The organism is Streptomyces sp. YIM 121038, from assembly GCF_006088715.1.
Taxonomy (GTDB): domain Bacteria; phylum Actinomycetota; class Actinomycetes; order Streptomycetales; family Streptomycetaceae; genus Streptomyces.
Window position 1 is genome coordinate 612235 of sequence record NZ_CP030772.1, and the last position, 22939, is coordinate 635173.

The window sequence follows — 22939 nt, forward strand, 5'->3', positions numbered from 1 at the left end:
CAGGTCATTACGCGCGACTCCCCCATGCGCCGAATGCCGTAACACCGTGTCCTTTTCGGTCAATGACTCTGCGCGTGTTCCTCACGGCTGAGCGTGGCCATTATCCGGCGCGCAAGCGGAAGCGCCGCTTTCGAATGTCCGGGGGCGAGGCGGCGGCGACAGCGGGCGGAAAGCAACACACCGAACCTGTCAGCATCGTGCTCGATGGATTTCCCTCCGCCTGACCTGGCAGCCCACTCCAGAGCCTCCACGACATCCTGCTGGCTCGCGCTGCCCGACAGCAGTCGCGCTGCCGCAGTGCGGCCCTCCGGAAGCACTTCCTCACAGCCTCCGCAGTACAGGTGGTAGGTCTCGTGCCCGAAAATGGCAATCTGATGGAAAGGCGGGGTATCCGCTTCGACGACGATAAGGTCACGGTCACGGCACCGGAACAAGGCCCCGGAGATCGGGCTGGACGCAGGAAAGGGGACCAGCTCGCACGCGACCGTGCGCGCGCGGTCCTGGCTCAGCAGCAGGCACCAGTGCTGGAAGAGATCAGCCATGTCCGCCCGAGTTGAAGGCCGGTAGGAGTCCAGACCACCGACCATCCGCCCGCGGAGACGCCTCATCGCAGCACGTCCGGTCAGCACCTCTCGCACGTAGCACCGCCTCCGCAAACTGACACCACGCTCCGGCTCCGGCAGCGTTCCCCTCCGCTCCGCGTGAGCTGCCGCCAGGCGGTAGCGCTCATGCCCGAACGCACGCGCAGAGGGCTGGTATCGAGGGCCTCTAATCGGCCTGTTGTCAAGCCTCTTCGCCCGCCAGACTTCACGTGAACCCCCTTTGTGGTTGCTCTCCGCGAACGTGAAGCATGGCATACAAACTCTGTCGGCAACACACCCGTTTCGATCACGGCACATCGCGCGATCACCCGGACAAGCACCTTTCAGCCAGAACTCAGAATGCCGATGCATCTGGGCAATTCAGCAGCCGAGGCGCGATCGGGCGACCGAAGCGCGGCGAGGCCCTCGCGTATCGCGGGTACAGGAACCTCGCCGCCCACGAGGCGCACGGCATCACATCCATTCGCAATAGCAATGATGTGCATATGTGAGCAGGGTATTTCCTCGCCAGAGCAGTCATCCGCGCCTGATACAGCGGCAGTTCGGACCGAAAAACAAAACGGACACCCCGGCGTTCGCGCACACGCCACGGCCGCTGCTCCCCGTTCGCCCGGGCCGGAGAGCCAGCTGCCCACAGGCCGATTTCCAGCCATTCCCCGGCCGACCAGGACGGCCAGCACACCCGGCCGCGTCGGCGTGTCGCCCCGCCGCGCGGCTGGACCGCCAGGAGCCCGGCAGGCCGCCCTTCACGACGACGCAAAGGCCCCGGGCAGCACTGCGCCGCGCATTCTGCCTGCCGCTCAGAGGGCCGGGCGCATCGCATCGGGCCACCCCGGCACGGCGCACTTGCTACGTGCCCGGGCGGCCAAGCGACGACCGGCACCACACCGCGCGTACACGCCTGCCACGACGCGCACCCCAACCCCACCCATCCCAACTCTCCGTAAACCCATGGCCTGTGACCGAGAATCGATCTGGCTCAGATCGGGCCCGAATGGTCGAATTCCCTCCACGATGCCCGGCTTTGCCGCACCTATGAGGACCCCCTATGAAGGAACTGGCGTACCAAGGCCTCTACCGAGGCGTGGCCTCGGAGATTGACAAAACACTGGCAGCAGCACTCGATAAGCTTCCGGTTCATACGTCACCGTCTACGAAAGAAGCAGTGACAGAACTTCTGGCCGAACGGGAGCTGGCATACCCTCTCTGCGTCTTGCCCATGATTGCCTACGCTGCTGAAACAGGTACGCCTCGCCCAGCCGCCCCGTTGTCCGCAATCCACGTGCTGTGGTGGACATCCGCCTGCTACCTGGACGACCTGGCGGACGGGCACCACCCCATAAAGACCGGCTCCCTCAGCGGCAACGAGGCGCTGCTCGCCGCTACCGCCGCTGGTCACTCACTCCCCCTGCAGGTCATCCAGGACCTTGACATATCACCTTCCGAACACAAGGCGCTGATTACCGAGTTCATAAGCGGCTGGACCATCGGAATCGAAGGCCAGCTGTGCGACATAAGAGAATCAGCCGAAACCGCCTCACGCGCCTCCGCGATCGCAACCTACCGAGGCAAGTCGGGAGCTCCATACGGAATGATCACAGCCATGGCTTCCATTCTGTCCGGCGCCATTTCAACGCGGACCGCACTGTGGCGCGAGTTCGGCTACACCTTCGGCATCCTCTGGCAGATGTTCAACGACCAGCAGGACATTCTTTCCGGTCGCCACGAAGACCTGCGCAACCGCACGGTGACATACCTGCTTGCATGCGCAGTGGAGGACGCCCCGCCCTCGGTCCGACAACGACTCGTGAACCTGTCGTCCGCAGCCCAGCACTCGGAGGCTTCGCGCCAGGAACTCACCGGACTGCTGGTGGAACCGCCACTCCTGCAGCGCTACCAGCGAGAGATGGCCGCGTTCCGCGACGAGGCGCACCTCCTTCTGGACACGCTGGGCGGCAGCGAAACGTACCTGGTCATGCTGCGCGAACTGGTCGATGATTCGGCACAGCTTCGCCTCTGAGCCCGAGCACGCTGCGGTACGGAGCAGGGCTCCGGGGGCCTGCTCGACTGGGGCCCGTCTGCAGGAGATCATGACGCGGTGAGCACGAGTTCGGTTCAGGTCCCGGGCTCCGGTATTGACGGGGCAAGCAGTCAGGGCAGCGATGAGTCGCGCGTGGCACCAGCGCCGTGCGGGCAGTTCACGACGGCGGGATGCAAAGGCACTACGGCGGGCGCGGGACGCCTTCCGCGGCTGATGCGGACAGCGGGCCAACGGAACTGGCGGCAGCTGCGGCCAGCTCCCCTCTTCCCTCGGCCCGGGGCCGGGCAGCCCCGCCGCACCAGGCTTCACACGATAGGCCAGCGTGGGCCGGTGACGGGATCGTGTGCCCACATGTACTGAGTGGCGCCGCCGTCGGTGACCGTCATGCCGTAGTCGTACAGGTCGGGACAGCCCTCTTGGAGCCAGGCGTCCCAGGCGGTCTCGAGTTCGTCGGCCAGGCGCCGCGGCCCGCCCTGGTCGGCGATGGTCTTGCCGTCGCCGACGGCGGACAGCACCGCCCAGGACGCTGCGCCGTCATGGATCCAGGCGTTGAGGCCGTCCTCATCAGCGGCAACGGTGATACAGAGGTCGGGCAGGGCGACGCGCAGGGCGAACCGCAGATGCGCATCGTCGCTCAGCGGGGCCAGATCGCGCAGGAAGGGCCGTTCGTCGTCGCTTTCCCCTCTCCCGCGCACCTGAAGGAAGTCCGGCTCGGCGGCTTCGGTGCCGCGGGCGGGCATGAACTGCGCGAGCCCCTGGACCCACCCGGCAGCCGACTGCCCGTCCTCGGCAACGGTGAGCGCCACATGCCCCAGGTGCCCCCACGGGGCGACAATCCGTCCGCCCGGCCGTGTCTGGGCGACCCAGGCCCACGGGATCCGCTCGACGGCGTAGGTGGCGATCATGCGGTCGTAGAGCGCCCCCGGCGGCCAGCCGCCGGTGCCGTCGGCCGCCTCGACGGCCACGGCCGCCCCCGCCCGCTCCAGTGCCCGGCGCGCTGTTCGGGCCAGTTCCGGGTCGGTCTCGACACTGACCGTGCGGTGCGGTCCGGTGCGCCAGCTGAGCAGGGCGGCGTTCCATCCGCAGCCCGTGCCCAGCTCCAGCACCCGGTGGCCGGGCTCGAGGAGCAGGGAGTCGAGCATGTCGACCACCACTGCCTGGCAGGACAGGCTCGAGGCGGGCAGGTGTGGACGGTCATGATTTTCCCCGTCTCAGGTGGTTTGTGCTCGTATAATAGGGTCTGGCCGCGATTGCGTGAATCCCCGCGTCAGCATGTGAGTGCGGGAACGCTTCTTGCGGGGATGTCTTGGCCATGGGGGCCGTGGCGGTTGAAGGCGTGCTGTTTCCCGGGATCAATGTGCGCATCGTGTCGATGCGCGTCGCCGCGGAGGTGGTCGCGGTGGAGGCGCTCGCCTGCGGGCGTCCGCCGCTCTGTCCGTCGTGCGGGCGGCGGGGAATGCGCGGGCACTCCCGCTATGTACGGCGCCTGGCCGAACGGCCGTTGGTGGGACGGCCGCTGGTTGTCCACCTGAAGGTGCGCCGGTTCTTCTGTGAGTCGGCCGCCTGCCGGCGGCGCACGTTCGTGGAGCAGGTCCCGGATCTGAGTGAACGGTATCGCCGTGCGACTGCGGGGCTGCGCAAGTGGCTGCGGGCCATCGCGGCGGGAATGGGCGGGCGGCCTGGTGAACGCATGTGCCGCCGACTGCAGGTGACGGCTGGCCGCACCCAGTTGCTGGGGCTGCTGCAGGCGCCCGCGGTGCCCGCGCGAGCCCCGCGTGTACTGGGCGTGGACGAGTTCGCCTTCCGCCGCAGGTGGCGCTATGGCACGGTGCTGGTCGACGTGGAAGCACATCGGGTGGTGGACGTGCTCCCGGACCGGGACGCGGCCACTTTCAGCAGCTGGCTGCGCGAGCACCCTGGTGCCGAGATCATCTGCCGGGACCGGGCCAGCGCCTACAGCAGTGCTATCCGCGAGGCCGCACCAGATGCCCAGGAGATCGCGGATCGCTGGCACCTGCTCCACAACCTCTCTTCCGCGGTCGAGAAGACATGCCATCAACACCGTCCCTGCCTGCGCAAACACACCGAGGCCGAACAGGAATCGGTGACCCGGCCGGTGGTGATACCACTGCCGGCACCCGTCCTGCCCCCGCCGAAGATCGCAGTCCGGACCCGCGACCGGTACGCGGATATCCACCGCCTTCTGGACGCCGGGTACTCGCTCTCAGCGATCTCCCGACGTCTGCACCTGGACCGCAAGACGGTCCGCCGGTTCCGTGACACCGACCTCAGACTGCTGCTGGCCTCCGCCCGCCACGGCCGCCCCAAAGGAGTGCTGGAGCCGTTCACCGGCTACCTGACCGAACGGTTCACCGAGGGCTGCACCAGCCGGCACCCAGCTCCTTCACGAGATCCGGCAACGCGGCTACCAGGGCACAGCAACGCCAGTGCGCCACTACCTGAAGGGACTGCGGACCGGGACCGTGGAACCGGCCCGCGGCACCATCCCCAGCCCGCACATGATCACGTCATGGATCATGCGGCCGCGCGGCACTCGGGGTCCGAGTAGGAACGGAACAGAAAACCGGCGTAGCTGTCAGATCTTTTGACGGGCCATGAGTAGAGCTGCCAGGGTGCGCCCATGAGTGACGACCCGACGCTCGGCTTCCTGAAAGCGGACGTGGCGCGGTTCTGCACTGGTCTGGAGGAACTGGCCCCGGCGATCCGGCTGCGGCTGCTCGTGGAGTTGCGGGCCGAGCTGGGCGAGCTGACGGATGCGGCCCTGGATGAGGGCATGGCTGCGGCGAAGGCGGAGGGCTGGGGGTTGCGGCAGATCGGCGGGCAGGTGGGCCTGTCGCACGAGAAGGTCCGCTACCGGCTCGCCCAGGCCGCGGGCAAGGACGAGTCGGCCGGGGAGCTGTCCTAGACCGTGGCGGTCTTCTCGGGCTTGGCGGTGGAGCGGAGCTGTCCGCCCTGGATCTCGACGGGCAGGGCGAAGCTGTAGCGGCCGTGGAAGTTGATGTGCGCGAACTTCAGCGGCGAGAGGCGGGCGATGTCCTCGTCACGGACGTGGATGCCCTCGGCCCGCATCTCACCGATGATCTTCTGGAAGTACACCGTATTCCACAGGACCACGATGTTGAGCATCAGTCCCAGCGCCCCGAGCTGGTCTTATCCGAACTAGCCCAGCCGACGGCCCGGCAGGGGTCTGCGCGGGTCGAGTCACTGAAAGTAATTGTCTGAAGTCGTGGAGCCCTGGAGTGTCCGGGCGTGTCGCGCACCGCTGCGTTCTGCACGGTCACCTGTGACAAGGCGCCCGGGACCAGGCGACAATCCCGCATATGGATGACGCGTTCACACTCCTTCGGCAGGCCGTTGACGTACTGCCGGAGGGCGCCATGGCAGAGAACGGCCAGACGGTTGGAGATGTCCGCAAGGAGATCGAGCTCCAGGAGTGGGAGATGGCGCTCGATGTGCTCATCGAGATCGCGGATGTCCATCCGGTATCCATCACCTTCTGGGAGATGCTCTCCGAGGCTGCCCGGCAGATGATGCTCGACCGCAGCCGCCGTTGGTGCGAGTGGCGGGGCTGGGAAGCCAAACACGGCACGATCCGTGCCACCTTGACCCTTCTGGGAGCCGACGAGGGCGGACGCCAGAGTGCCTTCTCAGGGGACGGCCAGCTCAGACCGCTGTGGGACATCGGTCACCGCACCGCAGACGGACAGCAAGATCTGAACATCGCGCGGCTCTGGGTGGAGTTCGAGCCGCAGCTTGGCCCTGGAGAGACCGCCGACGTTCGCCTGGCTCCCCTGCAGCCCGAGCAATGGCAGCATCTGAAGCCTGGTGACGTGATCACCATGCACGAGGCCCGACCGGCCGCTGGCATCGCCGAAATCATCGAGGTCCTGCCGCCTCGCGCCTGAGACCAGGCCAGCCAGGGGCGAAGGGCCCGTGGTCGGACGGCTGTCAGCCGCTGTCAGAGCTGCCGGTGAGTCGGCCGGCGCTGGTGCGGAAGTCGGGCATGCCGAGGTGGACTGTGGTGTGCCGGGCTGCGAGGTCGCGCATGGCGGCGAGCTTCTGCTCGGCGGCGGCGAGGCTGGCCTCGATCGCGGTGACCTCGCCGAGCCAGCCTTGTTCCTTGGCCTCCTGGAGCCGGTCGAGCAGGTTCGCGTGGATCTCTTCCAGGCGGGGCCCCTGCTCGGGATCTGGTCGTAGGACGGGGCATCTGATGCAAGCGTGCTCATGGACGCAGGGAGTTCCGAAGTCGCGTGCGCAGACGCCCAGCGCCACCTTGCGCAGCTCGAAGTGGGCCAGGAAGTCCTGCCACTCCTGCGCGGTGGGCTCGCGGTACTCCTCGCTGGGCCGCAGCGACCGGCGGCGGGCGATGAAGGACCGGTGGTGGTTGATGACGTCCTCGGGGTAGATCGCGGCATATCCGAGTGTCGTGTCGACCGTCCGGTGGCCGCAGATGCGGGCGGCGATGTGCGGGGGCAGACCGGAGCGGAGGGCGTCGGTCACGAAGATTCTGCGGAAGACGTGCGGTGCGTACCGCAGTTGCTCGTTGGCGGGCCCGGTCAGTCCGCTCGCGGAGAGGGCGTCGTTGAGGCAGGTGTAGATGTAGTTGCGCGGGATCGCTCGGTCCTCCGGGCCGCAGCGGCGCTGGAAGAGGAACGGCATCGGTGCACTCCAGAGCCTTTCCAGACTGTCGTAGGCGGCGACCAGGGGCATGGCCTGCTGCCCGCGCCGGACGCGATGAATGATCGCTGTCAGCACCTCGCCGAGCTCTGGCGAGACCAGCAGCAGCCGCTCCTGGTCGAGCTTGGACGGGGCGACCTGGAGCATGGGCACGATCTCGCCGGTGGTGGGCAGCTGGTAGGCGACGAAGCTGTCGTGGGTGAGTTCGAGTGCTTCCTCGATGCGCATGCCGGTGTGGCGGAGGACCTCGACGATGGCCCAGGCCCAGAACGCGCGTTCTTCCTCGACGGTCAGGTCCCGGCGCCGGCCTGTGGCGGGGTCGTCGGCGTAGACGCGGGACGACACCCCGGCCCGGCGGAGGAGGGTCTCGCCCGCCGGGGTGGTGAAGGAGGCTTCGGCCGTGGTCTCCCGTCCGGTGGCGAGACAGGTCTGGGCGTCCTTGAGCTGGCGCTCGACGGCTTTGACCAGGGCGGGGAGTGCGGGCAGGAGGGTGCGGGTGCGCTGGTCCATGGCCGCTTTGCGGCGGGCGCGGTTCTTGGTGTGGTCGGTGTCGCTGTCGCGGACCGGGCAGGGAGCGACCCACGGGCCCCACCGTGCCGGCTCTTCGGCGGCCCAGCGGGCGAGATCCTGGTAGAACGCCCGGACCCAGCTGAAGACGGTGTGCGCGTTGACCCGCGGCCGGATGGGGATGCCGTGACGGTCACGGACCATGCGGACGCGTTCCCGCCAGGCCGTGACGGTATCGGCGTCCAGCCGCAACGAGTCGATCCCGGGGTGGTGTTTCTCCATGTCACGCCAGAACAGTCCGGCGAGCGAGCGGGCCATGTCCTCGAGCGTGGTGTAGTCGACGTCCACCGCGCGCTCGGTGAGGTAGTCGACCAGGAGGTCGCGTATCGCGGTGCAGGTAATGCCCTGCCGGTCGACCAGGGCCGCCGGTGTCAACTGCCCCGGCAGCATCACGGTCTTCAGCCGGGCGGGGGCGTCGGGTCCGAAGGCACCGAGCCTTGCGAGGAGTTGGTAGAAGAGGTGCTTGCCGTGGTGGCCGTTGGTCTGGTGCTCGCCGATGGCGTGCTGCAGCTCGACGCAGTCGCCGATGGTGACGTCGTGAACGGTGCTGCCCTTGCGGGTCACGATCCAGGTGACGCGGTTGAGGGCGTTGTTGCAGTCGTTGGCCCCCGTGTGGCCGGTGGCCGTGTACCGGTCCTTGAGCGCCGCGAAACCGTCGGGATCGGTGACGCTACGGATGTGCGCCAGCAGTTGAGAAGGGCGCTGCCGGAGCAGCCACCGGTAGGCGGGGCGTACGACTTGTCCGCCCAGCAGCGGGATCATGCCGCAGCACAGATCGGCACGGTCGTACTTGCGCGCCCGCTGGTGCTCGGCGAGCCACTGCATCGGCAGCCGCGGCCACTCCCGCCCGGCCTCCTCGGCTCCGCTGGCCGTCCAGCGTTCCTGCCAGGTGCGGCCGGGCTGGTCCTCCAGCCAGTCGAGCAGCTTGATCAGACCGCGGCGGCGCGTGCGCTGGTTGGTGTCCGTGTCCGCGGTGAACGGCAGCGCGAGCGTGCGCTCCAGCACCTTCTCGCGCGATTCCTCCGTCTGCCACCAGGACGTCGGTACTTCCCGTATCTCCTGGCCAGGAGGCAAGGGAGCGTGGCGAACAGGTGCGGAGGGGCGGGCGGTCACTGTCTCGGTGGTCATGCCGGGCCTACGCCGAGGGCGGCCGGGCCGAGCAGTGTCTGGAGGACCTCGGAACGGTAGCCCGGGGCGGGCATCACCGGCTTGACCGGCTCCGCAGCCTGCCGGGCGTGGTGTGCCAGTACGTTCGCGACGACCTCGCCCTGGGCGGGTTCGAGGTACTGCTCCGTGGTGCTGATGTGGAGATGCCCGAGGACCCATTGGACGTCGGTGAGCGAGAGCTTGGGGTCGCGCACCATCCTCTTCGCCGCGCTGTGTCGCAGGTCATGCAGGGTCCAGTTCGCCCCCAAGGTCTCGTTGGCCCGGGTGAACACCATGCGGGCCGCGTCGTAGCTCAACGGCCTGATCGGACGCCGCAGAGTCCACCACAGAGGCTCGTCCGGCCCGTCGAGAGGTTGCGGGCGGATCTGCTGCTGGTAGAGACGCAGCCAAACGAACGCGTCGCTGGAGGCGGGAATCCACTGCAGAGCCCGGGAGCCCTTGCGGATGACGCCGACCGTCTGGTCACCGGGGCTGACCCGGTCCCGGCTGACGCCGAGGAGCTCGGAGGCGCGCGGGCCGGCCGAGATGTAGAAGGCGACCAGCGCGCGGTCGCGGTGCGAGGGAAGAGCCGCGAACAACTCGTTGAACGCCTGGTCAGGGATACCGCGCGGGGTTCGCCGGGGTTCCTTCGGCTGGTAGGGAGCCCGGCGAGTGGGGTGCCGATAGGCGTGCATCGGGTTGTGGTGGACGTTGAGATGCTCGTCCTCGGCACGCTTGCTCTTCGGGAACGGGTTGAGCAGCGGCCGTCCGTGCATGTCGCGGTGGTACTCGTGGAAGCTGCGGACCACCGCCCGCGCGTGCCGCCGGGTGCGGGGCGCGTAGTTCTCACCCGCGTACCGCTTGCTGGTCACCGGGTTAACCGACCCAGGCGCCGGAGCATCCGGCCGTCGAGGCCGCGGTGGCTTCTTGACCAGCCTCAGCCACAGCGCGAAGTCCCGGGCATCCGCACGACTTGCCCGGTCCCACGGCACGTCGACGGCCCACAAGAACCGGAACCAGGCCAGCAGTTCGTACACGTACGAACGAAGCGAAGCTGGACTGTCGTCGTCAGCGAGCATGTCGAGCAGGAACTCGCTGACCGCCGACACCTCGACGCCGTCCCCATCCAGCAGCCGGAACGGTAGGGCCGGGTCGCCGGTCTCCTCGACCCGGCCGACCCTCGGCACCGCAAGTGCTGTGACATCCCGTAACTCCGTACGTTCCTGCACCTGATCCTCCACGAGCCGCTGTGGTCTCCAACGACTCGTGATGACAGCACATGAGGACGGTCGTACGGGAAGGCTTCGCGGGGAGTGCGCTGGGCCGACCGGCCGATCTCGTCACCGTGCGTCGAACTCCGGGGACGCTCCACCTCACCCCTCGGTAGTTCGGTCAACAGGTCTTCCATCCCGTCGCGGTATGACTGCCGCAGTTCGCCCTTCTGTCCGTGGAAGATCTTCCGGGCGAGTTCGTGACGCGATTCCTGCCGGTTGAGCTGGGTGTTGACTCTCCGGCGCAGCAGTTCGTCGGTGAAGTACGAGGACAGATACGCGCTGCGGTCAAGGCGGCCGAGTTCCATGACGGCCTTGCCGGTCGGGGTGGGCTTTCCGCCGGGCGCCAGGACGCGCAGCGCCTCGGAGGCTTTGATCGTGCCGGAGTGCAGGGACCCTGCCAGGCGGAGCATCTCGTCCCAGTGCGCGGTGATCTGCTTGAGTTTGATCTTGTCGCGGGTGACCGGGTTGAGCGGCCCGTAGTCGGCGTCCGGATCGACGCGGTAGAGGGTGGCGCTGCCGACGTCGGCCAGGCGCGGGGAGAACTGGTAACCCATGAGGCGGAAGAGCCCGAAGACGATCTCGCTGGCGCCGTGCGTGTCCGAGGTGATCTCGACCGGGCGCAGGGCCGTCTCCTGTTCCAGGAGGCCGTCGAGGATGAAGAAGGAATCGCGCTGGGTGCCGGGGATCAGGATGCCGTGCAGGCCGCTGAACTGGTCCGAGAGGAAATTGTAGAACGTCACTCCGCGCCGGCGGGTGCCGAAGTACTTGGGGTTCGGCCCGGAGTTGAGGGTGCGGATCGGGGTGACGAAGCGCAGTCCGTCGGCGGAGGCCAATTCCCCTCCGCCCCACGCCTGCACCAGGGGCAGGCGCATGTGGTAGTCGACCAGGCGTGCGTTGGCTGCAGAGAGAGTCGACGCGCGAATGTAGTTCTGCTCGACCCAGAACAGCCGGTCGCGGTTGAGGGCGTCGACGCCGTCGTGGACGATCGGCTCGATGCCGACGTTGGTGGCCTCTGAGGTGAGGACCGCAGCCACGGACAGCTCGAGGTTGTCCATGCGCGAGTTGGCCTCGGAGACGTGGGTGAAGTCGGACAGGTAGGGCACCCAGGAGTCGACCTCCAGCACGATCTCGGGCAGGTCGACGGCGGGCATGCGCGCCTCGATCTCCTTGTTCAGCTCGATCAGGGATTCGGGTTCGTCCAGGCGATCCAGGCCGGTGAGGATGATGCGGTCGCGGCCGCCCTGCTGCTCGATGCGGACGTTGGGGTTGGCAGCCAGGCCGTCGGCGAACTCCCGGTGGGCCTTGTCGAGCCGGCCGGTCCACTCGGCGAGGATCTTGTCGGGCTTGAGGTCGAGGTCGAGTTCCTCGCAGACCCGGGCGCGGGCCGCCTCCCACAGCTCGACGGCCCGGAGCACGCCCGGCAACGCCGCCTGACCGTGCCCGCCTTACGCCCCGTCTTCGCCGATCGCCTGCGGCCGCTGATGCGCGAGGTCATGCACGAGCTGCTCGACCAGGTCCCGTCCACGGGTATCTGCGACGCGGTCACCAGCCTTGCCCGCCCCTGCACCGTCCCCGTGATCTGCGCCGCCCTCGGTGTTCCCACCAGCGACACCGCACTGTTCTCCCGCGTCGCCGACGCCTGGACCCGTGCCTTCTTCGACTCCGCCGCTGTTCCCGAAGCCCTGGACGCCCACCAGGCCATCGACACCTACACCGCGCGTCTGATCGACCAGCGCCGGGGTGCCCCGGGCCGCGACCTCATCAGTGAACTCCTCGCGCAGGAGACCGGCTGCGGCATCTGGGAGCCGCGGACCCTCATTGAGTTGCTCTCCGCACTCATCGTCGCCGGCACCGACACCACCCGCGTGCAGCTCGCAAGCATCATCGAACACCTCGCCCGCCGCCCCCAGCAGTGGCAGGCGTTGCGCAAGGATCCCGCCCGGATCCCGGCCACCGCGGAGGAGATCATCCGCCTCACCCCGGTGGCCAGTCTCCTGCGCAGAACTGCCACCGCAGACGTCGACCTCGGCGGGCTCGCCATCCCGACGGGCACCATCGTCACGCTGGCCATCCCGACCATGAACCGTGATCCCGACGTCTTTCCCGATCCGTACCGCATCGACCTCACACGCCCCAACGCCCAAGCGCACCTGTCCTTCGGCGGTGGCGCCCACTTCTGCCTCGGCAACGCCCTGGGGCGCGCTGAGATCCACGAAGCCCTCGCCGTGCTCACCGAACGCATCACCCACCTCACCCCCCTGCGGCCTGCGACCTGGCGGCCTCCGAACTCCCTGCAGGGCCCCACCGAACTGCCGATGCGCATCTCCCCCAGCCGCGGAGCCTGACACCGAGGCGAGGAGGCCCCATGCACTGGACCGAACCCGTTGACGTCCTGCACTTGATGCGGCAGCACGAGATACGGGAGAACCCCTACCCGCTGTACAGCTGGCTGCGGGCGAACCATCCCGTCTACCTCAACCCCACCGGCAACATTGCCCTGATCAGCGCCTGGCGCCATGCCCGCATCATGAAAGACCCCGCTCTACGCGGCATGAGCCAGGACCGGCTGGCCGGCGCCAACCCCCGCTACGCCACCTCCCATACCCTGCGCATCATGATGAACTCCGTCGTCAATAAGAACCGCCCCGAACACACACGACTGCGCAAGGTCCTCTCCCCGCTGTACGCCCCGGCCACCGTGGAGCGACTCCGCGTACAGGTCACCGAGAACCTCAACCGGCGCATCCTCGGGATCAAGCAGCGGCTGCTCGACGGCCAAACCGTCGACCTGCACACCGAGTTGACGTCTCCGTTCGTCGCCGACGCCGTCGGCGCCCACGTCGGCATCCCCGAACCCGACCGCGTTCCGCTGCAGCACTACGTCCACAGCGCCTTCGCGGCCTTCCACCCCGCTGCCACCGACGCCGTCCACTGCCAGGCAGACCAGGCCACCTCCCACCTGTACGCCTACTACGCCGACCTCATGGACAGGGAAGATCCCCCTCCCGGGACCGCCCTGGACATGCTGGGCAGACCAGACGCTCCGGCCCGCTGCCACATCACCGAAGAAGAACGGCAGAACCTGCTGTGGGTGGTGTGGATGGGGGCTCACGAATCCTCCATCGCTGCCCTCGATCACGCACTCATCACCTACGTCGCCCACCCCCAGCACGCCCCCCTGGTCTCCATGCCGGACACCCTCACGAACTACATTCACGAATGCCTCCGCTACGAAGCGCCACTCATGATCAATGCCTCGCGCATCGCCGCCGTGAAAGACCTTGACATCGCCGGAGTGCACGTCCCCGAAGGATGCGGCGTCCACTTCCTGCCCGGCGCCATCAACCGCGACCCGCAGCAGTACGACAACCCGGACACCTTCATCCCTCAACGCACCAACGCCGAGACCCACATCAGCTTCTCCCTCGGAATCCACCGCTGCGCCGGAGCATCACTGGCCACGCTGGAAATGACGATCCTGCTTCCGGCCTTCCACCGCCATCTCGGTGCTCTCGCCCCGGCCCTCACCCCCGATTACGCCCTGGGCACTACCCAACGCACTCTGAAACACCTCTGGGCACAACTTGCGTAACCCGCCATCAAGACGACAACGGCCGGCGGCCCGCTCCCGACCCGAAGGAGAAACCCAGTGACGATCAACAAGCCGGGCGAGATGCCACCGGACAGCTTCTTCCTCCACCCCCCGGCCTTCCCCAACCATGGCGAACACCGCACCCATCTCAAGCAGCGCCTGGCAGCGGCGTTCCGCCACTTCGGCCGCCTCGGCTTCGATGAGGGCATCGCAGGGCACATCACCGTGCAAGACCCCGAGCACACCGGGACCTTCTGGGCCAATCCGCTGGGCGTCCCCTTCCTCCACATCACCCCGCACCATCTGGTCCGGGTCGACGGAGACACCGCACGTACCGTGGAAGGCGGGCACGTCGTCAACATCGGCGCCTTCTACATCCACGCCGAGATCCACGCCGCCCGGCCCGACGTCCAAGCCGTCGTCCACCTGCACTCCACCTACGGGCGCGCATGGTCCGCACTCGGAGAACCACTCGCCCCCATCACCCAGGACCACTGCCCGTTCTTCGAAGACCACACCGTCTTCAACGACTACAACGGCATCGTCCTAGACCGAACCGAAGGCAAACGCATCGCCACCGCCCTGGGACCGAGGAAAGCCCTCATCCTGCGCAACCACGGCCTACTCACCGCAGCCGAAACCCTCGACGCCGCCGCGTGGTGGTTCACCCTCATGGACAAAGCCTGCGAGATCAGCCTCCTCGCCCACGCCGCGGGCCGCCCCGTCCTCATCCCGGACGAAGCGGCCCGCGCCACCCGCGACCAGATCGGCACCCACCTCATCGGCTACAACAGCGCCCAGCCACTCCTCACCCTCGCCGACGAAACCCTCCACGACAGCCGATGAACGCACCATCCGGCAGCACCTCGCTCAAAACGCTGTGGCCTCGACTCGCCTCACACACACCCAATACGAGAGCCGAGGCATCTCCCCCGCATCCCCGGTGACGCCCGAGATGGATCATCCGCATCTGCGAGCGCCAGGGCGGTCCCATCCTGGCCAATCTCGCCTACCAGGGCGGGCCCCTGGCTGACCACGGGCATCAAACGCAGACCCCTGCAGGAACTCACCCCCACCGAGAAAACCGTCAACCGGGCCCTGGCCACAGCACGGGCACCGGTCGAACGCGGCATCACCCGCCTGAAGTCCTGGCAGACCTTCCACAGATCCCGATACAACCCCAACCGCATGACGTCCATCGCCAAAGCCGTCCTCACCCTGGAGCGGCACAGCTGAAGGAGCTCAGTGCCTCAAGCGCCCCATCTGCCGCTAGCTCTTCAAGATCCTGGAACACCCCAGACACGGCAGCGAAGCGAATCCTGACGATCTCCCTCAAGCAGCTTGACGCGATATAGCAGCCTCGGGGGCAGGCTGGTGAACTGGGCGAGTCAGTCCTGGCCAGCGGGTGTGTTCGGTGGGGCGCGCGTTACTGATCGCGGTGGGGTGGTCAGCGCAGCCAGCCGCGGCGGCGGATGTACCAGAGCGGGATGAGCGCGGCGACGAAGGTCAGCAGGGTAGTGATCAGGAAGCCGTGTTCCCAGTTGAGTTCGGGCATGTTGGTGAAGTTCATGCCGTAGAACGTGGCGATCAGGGTGGGCGGCAGGAAGACCGCCGTGATGATTGTGAAAACCTTGACGATCTGGTTCTGCTTCACATCCAGCGAGGTCATGATGGACTGCTGGAGGTAACGGACCTTGTCGTGCTCGTAGCTGGCATGGTCCTTGACACTGTTGATGTCCGCGACCAGGACGTCGATCTGTGCGGCGAGGGCGTCGTCGGCGGCGCTGGTCTCGGTGCGCAGGTGGCGGGCGGCGCGGGCCAGCATCAGCTGGGACTCTTGGCAGCGAGAGACGATCTCCTCGGCCAGGTTCATGCGTTTGATGGTGTCCTGCATGTCGCTGACGCCGATGTCGGTGCCGTGCTCGTCGTAGCCGTCGGTGGCGAGCTGGATCTCCTCGCTCATATCCTCCAGGACGTCGCTGGCGTGGTCGATGACGTGCTCCTGCGCCTCGTTGAGGGCATACAGCAGCGCGTACATCACGCCCTGTGCACTCTCAGCCAGGTGCGGAAGCCGCCGCAGGCGAGCCAGAGCCTTGCCGAACGCGGCAAACGGGGTGGCGGGCTGGAGCGTGACCAGGACGTCCCCGCCCAGCGCGAAGACGATCCGCTCGCGCCGGACGGTCTCCCCGTTGCGGATGTTGACCACGACGGGCAGGTAGATGAAGGTGTCGGACTCCCACACCCGGCTTCCGGCAGTGTCGAACTCGACCCCGGTGACGTCCTGGGCCTTGGTCATAGCGTCGAGGTCACCGGCGGCGACCTGGAGCCAGCGCATACGCAGGCTCGCGACGGCGCAGCCATGGTCCGCGACGGTGGCCGTGAGCTTCTCATCGGTCATGATGTCCCTCCTCAGGGTTGTTGTGTGCGAGTCACATGGGCGGCCTACGGGTTGTAGGGGGAGGTAGACGACGAGCCGCTGTCCTTCTCGGTCGGCGGCTCCGGTGCGCCATAGTGGATAATCAACAGGGCGGCGCAGATGAACAGGTACAGAGCGACGGTGAAGGCGATCGCCTGGCGTTCCAGGTTGGGCCGCTTCTTCGGCGGCGTCGCGATCTTGTTGAGCATGACCATCGAGGTCACCTCCTTTGGGTGAGGTAATAGCAGGGCAGATGCCCCGAGCTGCAACGCGGGCAAGCCGTGCGCAGGGCAGGGAACGGTGCCGCCGGCAAGCAGGCGCCGCCCAGGAGAAACGGGTGCTTCACCCAGCATTGAGGCGCGGGCCACGCGGCAGCACGTGCACGGGCATAGATCCGCAAGGCCGCCGGGGCAGCATCAGGAAATCCGGTTAGGCGCGGGCTTCCGGATGCGGAGCCAGGCTATGCCCCGGACTGCAACTATCCATGTCTGTCCCTCTCAGCCGGGCGCGGGTTGGTCCCCACGCGGAATTCTGCGGACCAGCCCTCTCAGGACACGCCATACAGGCAGCGCACACCGGGCCGGGCACTCGACCATACTTGCACATCTACGCAACAAGCAGCAAAGGCTCCCGGCCGACACGACGCAAAGACTTTCAATCTGCCGCGTGACAGGAGGTGGCCGCCCCGTCGGCAGTCAGCGCGTGCGACCAAGACGTTTGCGTACCGGTTCCCGTATGCAATTCAAGTACGTCACTGAGCGACTCTGTCGGGGATCTTGAGGTTCGTCGGCGCGATCGCGTGATCACGAGGCATGCTCGGGACGGTTTTGTAGGTTGCTGCCGTTGTTGAGGTGCCCGATGTCCGTCCGTCCCCGTGCCTGTGTGCAGGTCCCGCCCCTGACCGCGCAGGTCGCGCGGGCGAGCAACCCCCGTGGGGCGACGGCCATGTGGGTATACGACCGGCTGGACGGACTATGGCATGACGAGGACTTCACGGCGTGGTACCCACGCGACGGGCGGCCCGGGCTATCGCCGGCCCAGTTCGCCACCGTCTCCGTCCTCCAGTTCCTGCTCAACCTGTCGGACCGTCAGGCAGCGGAGGCGGTCCGCTGCCGCATTGACTTCAAATATGCCCTCGCGCTGGAGCTGGACGACCCCGGCTTCCACCACAGTGTGCTGTCCGACTTCCGTGACCGGCTTGCCCAGGAAGATCGTGCCGACCGTCTGTTTGATCTCGCACTGCAGCGGCTGACAGCAGCAGGATTGGTCCAGCAGCGTGGGCGCCAGCGCACCGACTCCACGCACATTCTTGCTGCTGCGCGGGAACTGACCCGCCTGGAACTGGTCCTGGAGGCGGTACGCGCCGCCCTGGAAGAGATCGCACGCACCGCCCCGGAAGTACTCGATCGCCTGGTCACGGCTGAATGGGGCGAACGCTATGGGCGTCAGGTGCGTATGTGCAGCCAGCCCAGTCACCCGGCTCACTCAGGCCGGTACTGATGCCCGCGACCTGCTGACCGCCGTCCATGCACACGCCTCGTGGTGCGAGAGGGGACGGCAGGTGACGGTACTGAGCCGGATCCTGCTGCAGCAGTTCTACGTCGATGCCCGCGACCGGCTGCGTCCCCGCGATGAGAAAGCCGGCCTGCCGCCGGCAGGTCTTCGGATCGAATCTCCGTACGACACCGCGGCTCACCACGTCAGCCGGAACGACAAGAAGTGGACCGGCTACCACGCCCATGTCACCGAGACCTGCGACGACGGGAGGGTGAACGTGATCACGGACGTGGTCTCGGCCGCAGACATCAAGGCCCTGCCCAGCATCCACCAGCGGCTGAGCAGGCGGCGTCTGCTGCCCGAAGAACACCTGGTGGACAGCGGATACACCTCAGCCGCGGCCATCGACACCGCAGCCCGCGAGCACGGCGTCGAGCTGGTCGGTCCCCTCCCCGCCAGGGGACGAAGCTGGCAGCGCAAGCAGCAGACCGGCTTCGCCCGCGAGGACTTCGTCATCGACTTCGATCGGCGCACCGTCACTCGCCCCCAAGGCAAGGTCACCGGCCGCTGGGCCCAGGCCCCGGCCATGGCCCCCCTACACCGCGGCCCGTTTCCACCAGACCCATTGCACTCCATGCCCAGTGCGTTCCTCCTGCACCAGCGGAACCTCGCCCCGGACCGTCAACTTCCTCCCGCGGCATCTGCATGAGCTCCAACCCAAGAATCGCTCTGACCAGCAGGATCCCGCATGGCGGCGACTCTACGGCTGCCGGTCCGGGATCGAGGGCACCGTGAACGAGATCGTCAACGGCCATCGGATGCGCCGCTGCCGCTGCCGCTGCCACGGACTGGCCAAGACCCACGTTCAGCACATCCTGACCGCGATCGCCATCAACGCCGAACGTCTCAGCGAACAGAGCGCAGAGCCCTCCCCTACCGTCCCCGCCCCCCGACCACGTTCCAGCGCTACCTCGAAGAGCGAGGACTGCCCCGACCGCTGTGGTGGCGCCAAGGCAAATGATCAGGACTGCCAAGATCCCCGACAGAGTCGCTCACTGAGCTTCTTCAGCGTTGCCGCTCCAGGGTGAGGACGGCTTTGGCGATGGACATCATGCGGCTGGGGCTGCCTCGGGATCTGCGGAAGATCCGCCAGGACTTCAGGCGGGCGATGCCGCGTTCGATGGGTGCGCGTACTGCGGCCAGGGCCCGGTTAACGGTTTTCTCGGTGGGGGTCAGTTCCTGCAGAGGCCTGCGTTTGACGCCGGTAGTCAGCCACGGACCGGCGCCCTGGTAGGCGAGATCGGCCAGGATGGGAACGCCCTGGCGCTCGCAGATTCGGATGATCCGGTGGGTGCGGGCGGCGGTCAGGTCGTGGGTGCGGCCCGGCAGAGAGGGCGAGAGCCACAGGAGCCGGCCGCCGGGATCGGTGACAACCTGCACGTTCACGCCGTGGCGTCGGTGCTTGTGGGAGTAGTCGGCCCGGCCGTCGCCGACCCGTCGCATTCGGCGGGAGTGGCGTCGGGCAGGACGAAGTCGGGATCATGCTCGCGCAGCGTCTTCAGCAGACCAGGAGCACGCTCGGCGAGCAGGTGGATGACCGCACGGGTATAGGCATAGGCGGTGGACTCGCTGATCCCGAACCCGGCAGCGATCTTCGCCAGAGTGGTGTGCTCGCGCAGGTACACCAGTGCCACCATCGCGCGCTGTGACGGGCGGAGCTTGCAGCGCCGGTCGCCCTCACGCGTGACGATCAGCATGGTGACCCACTCCACGAGTGCATGAGGCAGGTCGAGTGCGGCAGGATGCATGACCAACGAGGCCCCCGAGCAGCGTTGTTGAGACGTCAGACATCTCGATCAACAGCCCGGAGGCCTCGCTCGTTGCGCTTCACGGACCGTCACCCAAACGGTGGCCACATCGAAGAAGCTCAATGAGTGGTCATCGGAGCTTCGTTGGGTACGGGAATGCCAACGTGAAGATTAGTCACATCTCCATGACCTGCAGCTTCTCGCGGCCACCGCGAATAAGAATAGCCCTGCTGAATGGCCTTCCAAGTACCCTCGCGCCCCAGTGTATGCACCATCATCCACGCTATACAGTGCGGGGTCGCATCAGGCGAGTGTAGCTGGCGCCTACGGCTTCGGGGCCTGCGCCGATTCATAGACGGAGCTCATCCTTTTGATAAGTTCATCCATTTCCGCAGCTATCCGCTTCTCTTCGTCTGCATCCGTGGCGCTGTTGTACCTGTCCTTGAGGGCGTCGTACTGCTTCCACAGGGATCGGAGCCCCTCCGGGGCATTGGTCTCAGCGCGCCGGATGGACATGACCCCCTCGACTGTCGGAAGGTCCTTACCGGGTGCCTTCACCGCCGCCTGCATAGGGTACAACTCAACGATATCGTTGGTGTTGTAGGCCGTTAGGGTCGGCATGCTCCACTGAGCCATGCGCCTGACTTCCAGCGGTAGTTTCTGCTGGCTCACCCTGATGGATTCCGCAGGATGTACCACCGCGATGTATCCGGCGTAGACACCACCGACAAAGCGCGACTGACCTGAGGCCTGATGGTAGCTGGGGACGGGCAGTTCTTGAGCAACGCTGCGGGTGGTGCCGTATGCGTGCGCATCCGTCGTCGACCTGTTGTAGGTGAACGTGAACCCGCCCTTGCCTCCCTGATCTGAGATCTTGGGGGACAGCTCCACGGTGCCACCGATGCTGAATCCCCTGGTTTCGGTCCGGGTCTTCGTCTCATTCCAGCCCTCAGTGACCGTGAGCTTACCCTTACCGCTTCCAGTCGTGACGGCTCCGCTGTCAGCCAGCTTCGGACCCGCCTCGATCAGCCTGCCGGTAAAGCCGCAGTTGTTTGCATCCTGACCGCAGTAGTCAGTCAAACTTCTACCTGCAGCCTTGTGAATAAGACTCTCCTCGTCCCAGCTGTTGTGCACAACGAGGTCGTATTTGCCAGTCGTGGGTGCCTTCATGCCCGGGCTCTGCTCATTCAGCTGGCGGAGCACCTCAGAATAGCGGGTGGCAGTATTGACCGTGTGCTGTTCCGGGCTCCCGGCTGCGTCTTGCAGCGTCGTCTTCTTGGTTAGTTTATCGTCGAGCTCGGGCAAGCCCTTGAAGCCAGTGATCCCGGGCAGCTTGGTGGGCATTTTCCATTTATCGCCATAGGGAAGGTCAATGATGGTGTCGCTGCTAGTGTCGGTCGTGCCGCTGCCCTCCTGGTAATCGATTGCGAAGGCGTTGCCCTGGGTGGCGAGGCCTGCGACGAGGGTGCTGGCGAGCAGCACCGACGCGCTGACACGGCGAGCCGTGGTGGTCTTGCGCATGAAATTTTCCTTCCCTGATGGTGCTGGCAGAATCTATCTCAGGGCACAGACTAAACCGCCCTGAGATCGTGGAGGTTGTGGGGGTGGCTTGCATCTTGTAGAGAAAATTTCACTGAGCTAGGGTTTGCGGGCCAAGAGCGTCCGCCGGTAGGCATTGAGGTGTGGTTATCGGATGCGGGGGCTAGTGGTCAGGTGCCCCAGGCGTGGATGTACTGGCACCCAGCCCGGCGGATCAGGCTGCGCAGGGTGATGATGGCGGTAGCCAGGGCGACGTAGAATTCAGCGCACACACGCCATCGTTCCTTCAGTGTTGCCTCGGAGCTTACCGACAACATTCATCCAGGAGTTCGTCTGCTCGTACACCCAGCGGCCGTCGGTCTGGATGGGAACCTTGGCACCATGTTTGGTGATCCTCCTGATGTACTGCGCTCGGCAAGGTCGGCACACATGGGTCGGTACTCGAAGTCGGGGTCCAGGCTCAGCTGCGGGTTTTGTGGGACATGGACGAGCCAGCAGTTCAGTTCGGCAAAGCCGCCGAGGGTATCGAGCAGCAGCGTGTGGTCTCAGGCATGGGCTCCGGCCAGGACGGCGACCACCGGTAAGCCGTAGCTGTCGGTCACCTGGGGCCGCTTCAGCCCTGCTTGCCCCGGTCAGCTAAGAGGTTGTCTTACGTGGTGAGTTTTGTGAGCTTTTTGTAGCAGGTGAGGGCGGCTGCGAGGCCGAGGAAGTGGCTGCCCTTTCGTTCGTATCGGACGGTGAGGCAGCGATAGCCGAAGGCCCAGGCGATGGACCGTTCGATCTTCCAGCGGTGTCGGCCGAGTCGTTCGCCGGACTCGGTTCCTGGACGCGCGATACGCGGGAACCGGAACCGGTCCCGGAGCCAGGCAACGAGAAGTACGCCTTGTCCGCGCGGATCTTGACCGGTCGTCGGCGGCGCGGCCCGCGCCGGGAACGGATAGCGGGTATGCCGCAGATCAGGGGCTTGAGGGCGAGACTGTCGTACATGTTCGCGCCGGACACGGCGACGGCGAGCGGGATGCCCTGGGCCTCGGACAGCACGTGCAGCTTGCTGCCCTTCTTGCCGCGGTCAACCGGATTCGGCCCCGGTCAGCGGACCCCCCTTTTCGCCCGCACCGACGCGGCGTCGACGATCACCGAGTTCCAGTCGATCTCGCCCCGGGCGCCGAGTCCGTCCAGGACTCCCCGGTGCAAGCGGCGCCACAAGCCCGCCCCGGTCCACGCGGTGAACCGGCGGTGTGCCGTGCGGGCTCCGAACGTCTCCGGCAGATACCGCCAGGCACACCCGCTGGTTAGCACGTACACCATCGCTGTGAACACCGACCGCTCGTCCAGTGGGGCAGTCCCGCCGGCCTGCGGACGGGAGTTGAACGGCGGCGGCCAAGGTTGCGACGAGTTCCCATAGTCCCTCAGGAACCAACCGCTGCGACAGATCGGCACTCACAAAGACACATCATGCCTCGGCTCACACCATCACCACGTGAGACAACCTCTTACTGTCACGTCTATGACCTACCGACGGACGTCTTTTGAACTTCATGACCGGCGAAGGTTACGGAGGCTGAGCCACCCAGGTATAGGTCGGAAAGGCTCTCTTGCTGGTGGGCTTTTACCTCACGGCACTGACACATGGCGAGTGTGGCTTCAGCCAGAATCGCCACGATGATCAGCACGGCTCCGGCACAGATCGCTAGTGCGGCCAGCGTGGTTAGCTGGGATGGTCTCCTCGGAGGTCGTGGCATGGTCCTTCCTTGTCACT

At 66.6% G+C, this 22939-nt stretch carries 18 protein-coding genes and 4 pseudogenes; 11 read left to right on the forward strand and 11 right to left on the reverse strand.

Annotation, left to right across the window (positions count from 1 at the left end; translation table 11 throughout):
* Positions 1 to 59 precede the first annotated feature (59 nt).
* Positions 60 to 542 (reverse strand): toxin-antitoxin system, toxin component, encoded by a 483-nt coding sequence (locus tag C9F11_RS45405; RefSeq protein WP_138968341.1) that lies wholly within the window; start codon positions 540 to 542, stop codon positions 60 to 62.
* A gap of 1108 nt (positions 543 to 1650) precedes the next feature.
* On the opposite strand from C9F11_RS45405, the gene C9F11_RS45410 reads away from it, so the two are divergent.
* Positions 1651 to 2622, forward strand: a complete 972-nt coding sequence (locus C9F11_RS45410) for a polyprenyl synthetase family protein (protein ID WP_138968343.1) — start codon at positions 1651 to 1653, stop codon at positions 2620 to 2622.
* A gap of 326 nt (positions 2623 to 2948) precedes the next feature.
* On the opposite strand, the gene C9F11_RS45415 is transcribed toward C9F11_RS45410, so the two are convergent.
* Positions 2949 to 3827 carry a protein-L-isoaspartate O-methyltransferase gene (locus tag C9F11_RS45415; protein WP_346347497.1) on the reverse strand — a complete coding sequence of 293 codons (879 nt, stop codon included), beginning with the start codon at positions 3825 to 3827 and terminating at the stop codon, positions 2949 to 2951.
* A 137-nt stretch (positions 3828 to 3964) separates the two neighbouring features.
* Between C9F11_RS45415 and C9F11_RS45420 the strand changes: the two genes are divergently transcribed.
* Positions 3965 to 5212, forward strand: a complete 1248-nt coding sequence (locus tag C9F11_RS45420; protein WP_171076227.1) for an ISL3 family transposase — start codon at positions 3965 to 3967, stop codon at positions 5210 to 5212.
* A 72-nt stretch (positions 5213 to 5284) separates the two neighbouring features.
* The gene (locus C9F11_RS45425) at positions 5285 to 5569 is read left to right on the forward strand and encodes a hypothetical protein (RefSeq protein ID WP_138968349.1); all 285 of its coding nucleotides are present in this window, start codon (positions 5285 to 5287) and stop codon (positions 5567 to 5569) included.
* Here C9F11_RS45425 and C9F11_RS45430 read toward each other — a convergent pair.
* A pseudogene (locus tag C9F11_RS45430) lies at positions 5566 to 5814 on the reverse strand (Tn3 family transposase); the annotation flags it as partial. The gene C9F11_RS45425 and the pseudogene C9F11_RS45430 overlap by 4 nt on opposite strands.
* A gap of 170 nt (positions 5815 to 5984) precedes the next feature.
* Here C9F11_RS45430 and C9F11_RS45435 point away from each other — a divergent pair.
* Entirely contained in the window at positions 5985 to 6569 is a 585-nt protein-coding gene (locus C9F11_RS45435; protein ID WP_346347487.1) for a hypothetical protein, read from the forward strand.
* Positions 6570 to 6612: 43 nt separating this feature from the next.
* Here the strand turns inward: C9F11_RS45435 and C9F11_RS45440 are convergent, their stop codons facing one another.
* The 3 genes from C9F11_RS45440 to C9F11_RS49410 all read right to left on the reverse strand — a co-directional run bounded on the left by C9F11_RS45440 (position 6613) and on the right by C9F11_RS49410 (position 11743).
* Complete coding sequence (locus C9F11_RS45440) at positions 6613 to 9036, reverse strand: site-specific integrase (RefSeq protein WP_138968355.1); 2424 nt, start codon at positions 9034 to 9036, stop codon at positions 6613 to 6615.
* A complete protein-coding gene (locus tag C9F11_RS45445; RefSeq protein WP_249402365.1) occupies positions 9033 to 9926 on the reverse strand; it encodes a site-specific integrase in 894 nt (297 codons plus the stop codon). Before C9F11_RS45445 ends, C9F11_RS45440 begins: the two co-directional genes overlap by 4 nt.
* Positions 9927 to 9991: 65 nt before the next feature.
* The gene (locus tag C9F11_RS49410; protein ID WP_249402419.1) at positions 9992 to 11743 is read right to left on the reverse strand and encodes a Tn3 family transposase; all 1752 of its coding nucleotides are present in this window, start codon (positions 11741 to 11743) and stop codon (positions 9992 to 9994) included.
* A gap of 21 nt (positions 11744 to 11764) precedes the next feature.
* On the opposite strand from C9F11_RS49410, the gene C9F11_RS45455 reads away from it, so the two are divergent.
* The 4 genes and pseudogenes from C9F11_RS45455 to C9F11_RS45470 all read left to right on the forward strand — a co-directional run.
* Positions 11765 to 12673, forward strand: coding sequence for a cytochrome P450 (locus tag C9F11_RS45455; protein WP_138968359.1), 909 nt, complete (start codon positions 11765 to 11767; stop codon positions 12671 to 12673).
* 20 nt (positions 12674 to 12693) lie between these two features.
* Positions 12694 to 13920 carry a cytochrome P450 gene (locus tag C9F11_RS45460; protein ID WP_138968361.1) on the forward strand — a complete coding sequence of 409 codons (1227 nt, stop codon included), beginning with the start codon at positions 12694 to 12696 and terminating at the stop codon, positions 13918 to 13920.
* Positions 13921 to 13977: 57 nt separating this feature from the next.
* On the forward strand, positions 13978 to 14766 hold the full coding sequence (locus C9F11_RS45465) for a class II aldolase/adducin family protein (RefSeq protein ID WP_249402366.1): 789 nt from the start codon (positions 13978 to 13980) through the stop codon (positions 14764 to 14766).
* Positions 14767 to 14879: 113 nt separating this feature from the next.
* Positions 14880 to 15156: pseudogene (locus C9F11_RS45470) on the forward strand (transposase family protein); the annotation flags it as partial.
* Between the two features lie 211 nt (positions 15157 to 15367).
* Here C9F11_RS45470 and C9F11_RS45475 read toward each other — a convergent pair.
* Complete coding sequence (locus tag C9F11_RS45475) at positions 15368 to 16318, reverse strand: CorA family divalent cation transporter (RefSeq protein ID WP_138968363.1); 951 nt, start codon at positions 16316 to 16318, stop codon at positions 15368 to 15370.
* Between the two features lie 44 nt (positions 16319 to 16362).
* Complete coding sequence (locus tag C9F11_RS45480) at positions 16363 to 16551, reverse strand: hypothetical protein (RefSeq protein WP_138968365.1); 189 nt, start codon at positions 16549 to 16551, stop codon at positions 16363 to 16365.
* A gap of 730 nt (positions 16552 to 17281) precedes the next feature.
* On the opposite strand from C9F11_RS45480, the gene C9F11_RS49415 reads away from it, so the two are divergent.
* The 3 genes from C9F11_RS49415 to C9F11_RS49425 all read left to right on the forward strand — a co-directional run bounded on the left by C9F11_RS49415 (position 17282) and on the right by C9F11_RS49425 (position 18921).
* A complete protein-coding gene (locus C9F11_RS49415) occupies positions 17282 to 17836 on the forward strand; it encodes a transposase (RefSeq protein WP_249402332.1) in 555 nt (184 codons plus the stop codon).
* A gap of 61 nt (positions 17837 to 17897) precedes the next feature.
* Entirely contained in the window at positions 17898 to 18542 is a 645-nt protein-coding gene (locus C9F11_RS49420) for a hypothetical protein (protein WP_249402333.1), read from the forward strand.
* The gene (locus C9F11_RS49425) at positions 18475 to 18921 is read left to right on the forward strand and encodes a transposase (RefSeq protein WP_249402367.1); all 447 of its coding nucleotides are present in this window, start codon (positions 18475 to 18477) and stop codon (positions 18919 to 18921) included. The genes C9F11_RS49420 and C9F11_RS49425 overlap by 68 nt, the downstream gene beginning before the upstream one ends.
* On the opposite strand, the pseudogene C9F11_RS45490 reads toward C9F11_RS49425, so the two are convergent.
* The 3 genes and pseudogenes from C9F11_RS45490 to C9F11_RS45500 all read right to left on the reverse strand — a co-directional run bounded on the left by C9F11_RS45490 (position 18899) and on the right by C9F11_RS45500 (position 22624).
* A pseudogene (locus tag C9F11_RS45490) lies at positions 18899 to 19647 on the reverse strand (transposase family protein). The gene C9F11_RS49425 and the pseudogene C9F11_RS45490 overlap by 23 nt on opposite strands.
* Before the next feature lie 318 nt (positions 19648 to 19965).
* A complete protein-coding gene (locus tag C9F11_RS45495; protein ID WP_138968367.1) occupies positions 19966 to 21162 on the reverse strand; it encodes a hypothetical protein in 1197 nt (398 codons plus the stop codon).
* A gap of 667 nt (positions 21163 to 21829) precedes the next feature.
* A pseudogene (locus tag C9F11_RS45500) lies at positions 21830 to 22624 on the reverse strand (IS5 family transposase).
* Between the last annotated feature and the right edge of the window lie 315 nt (positions 22625 to 22939).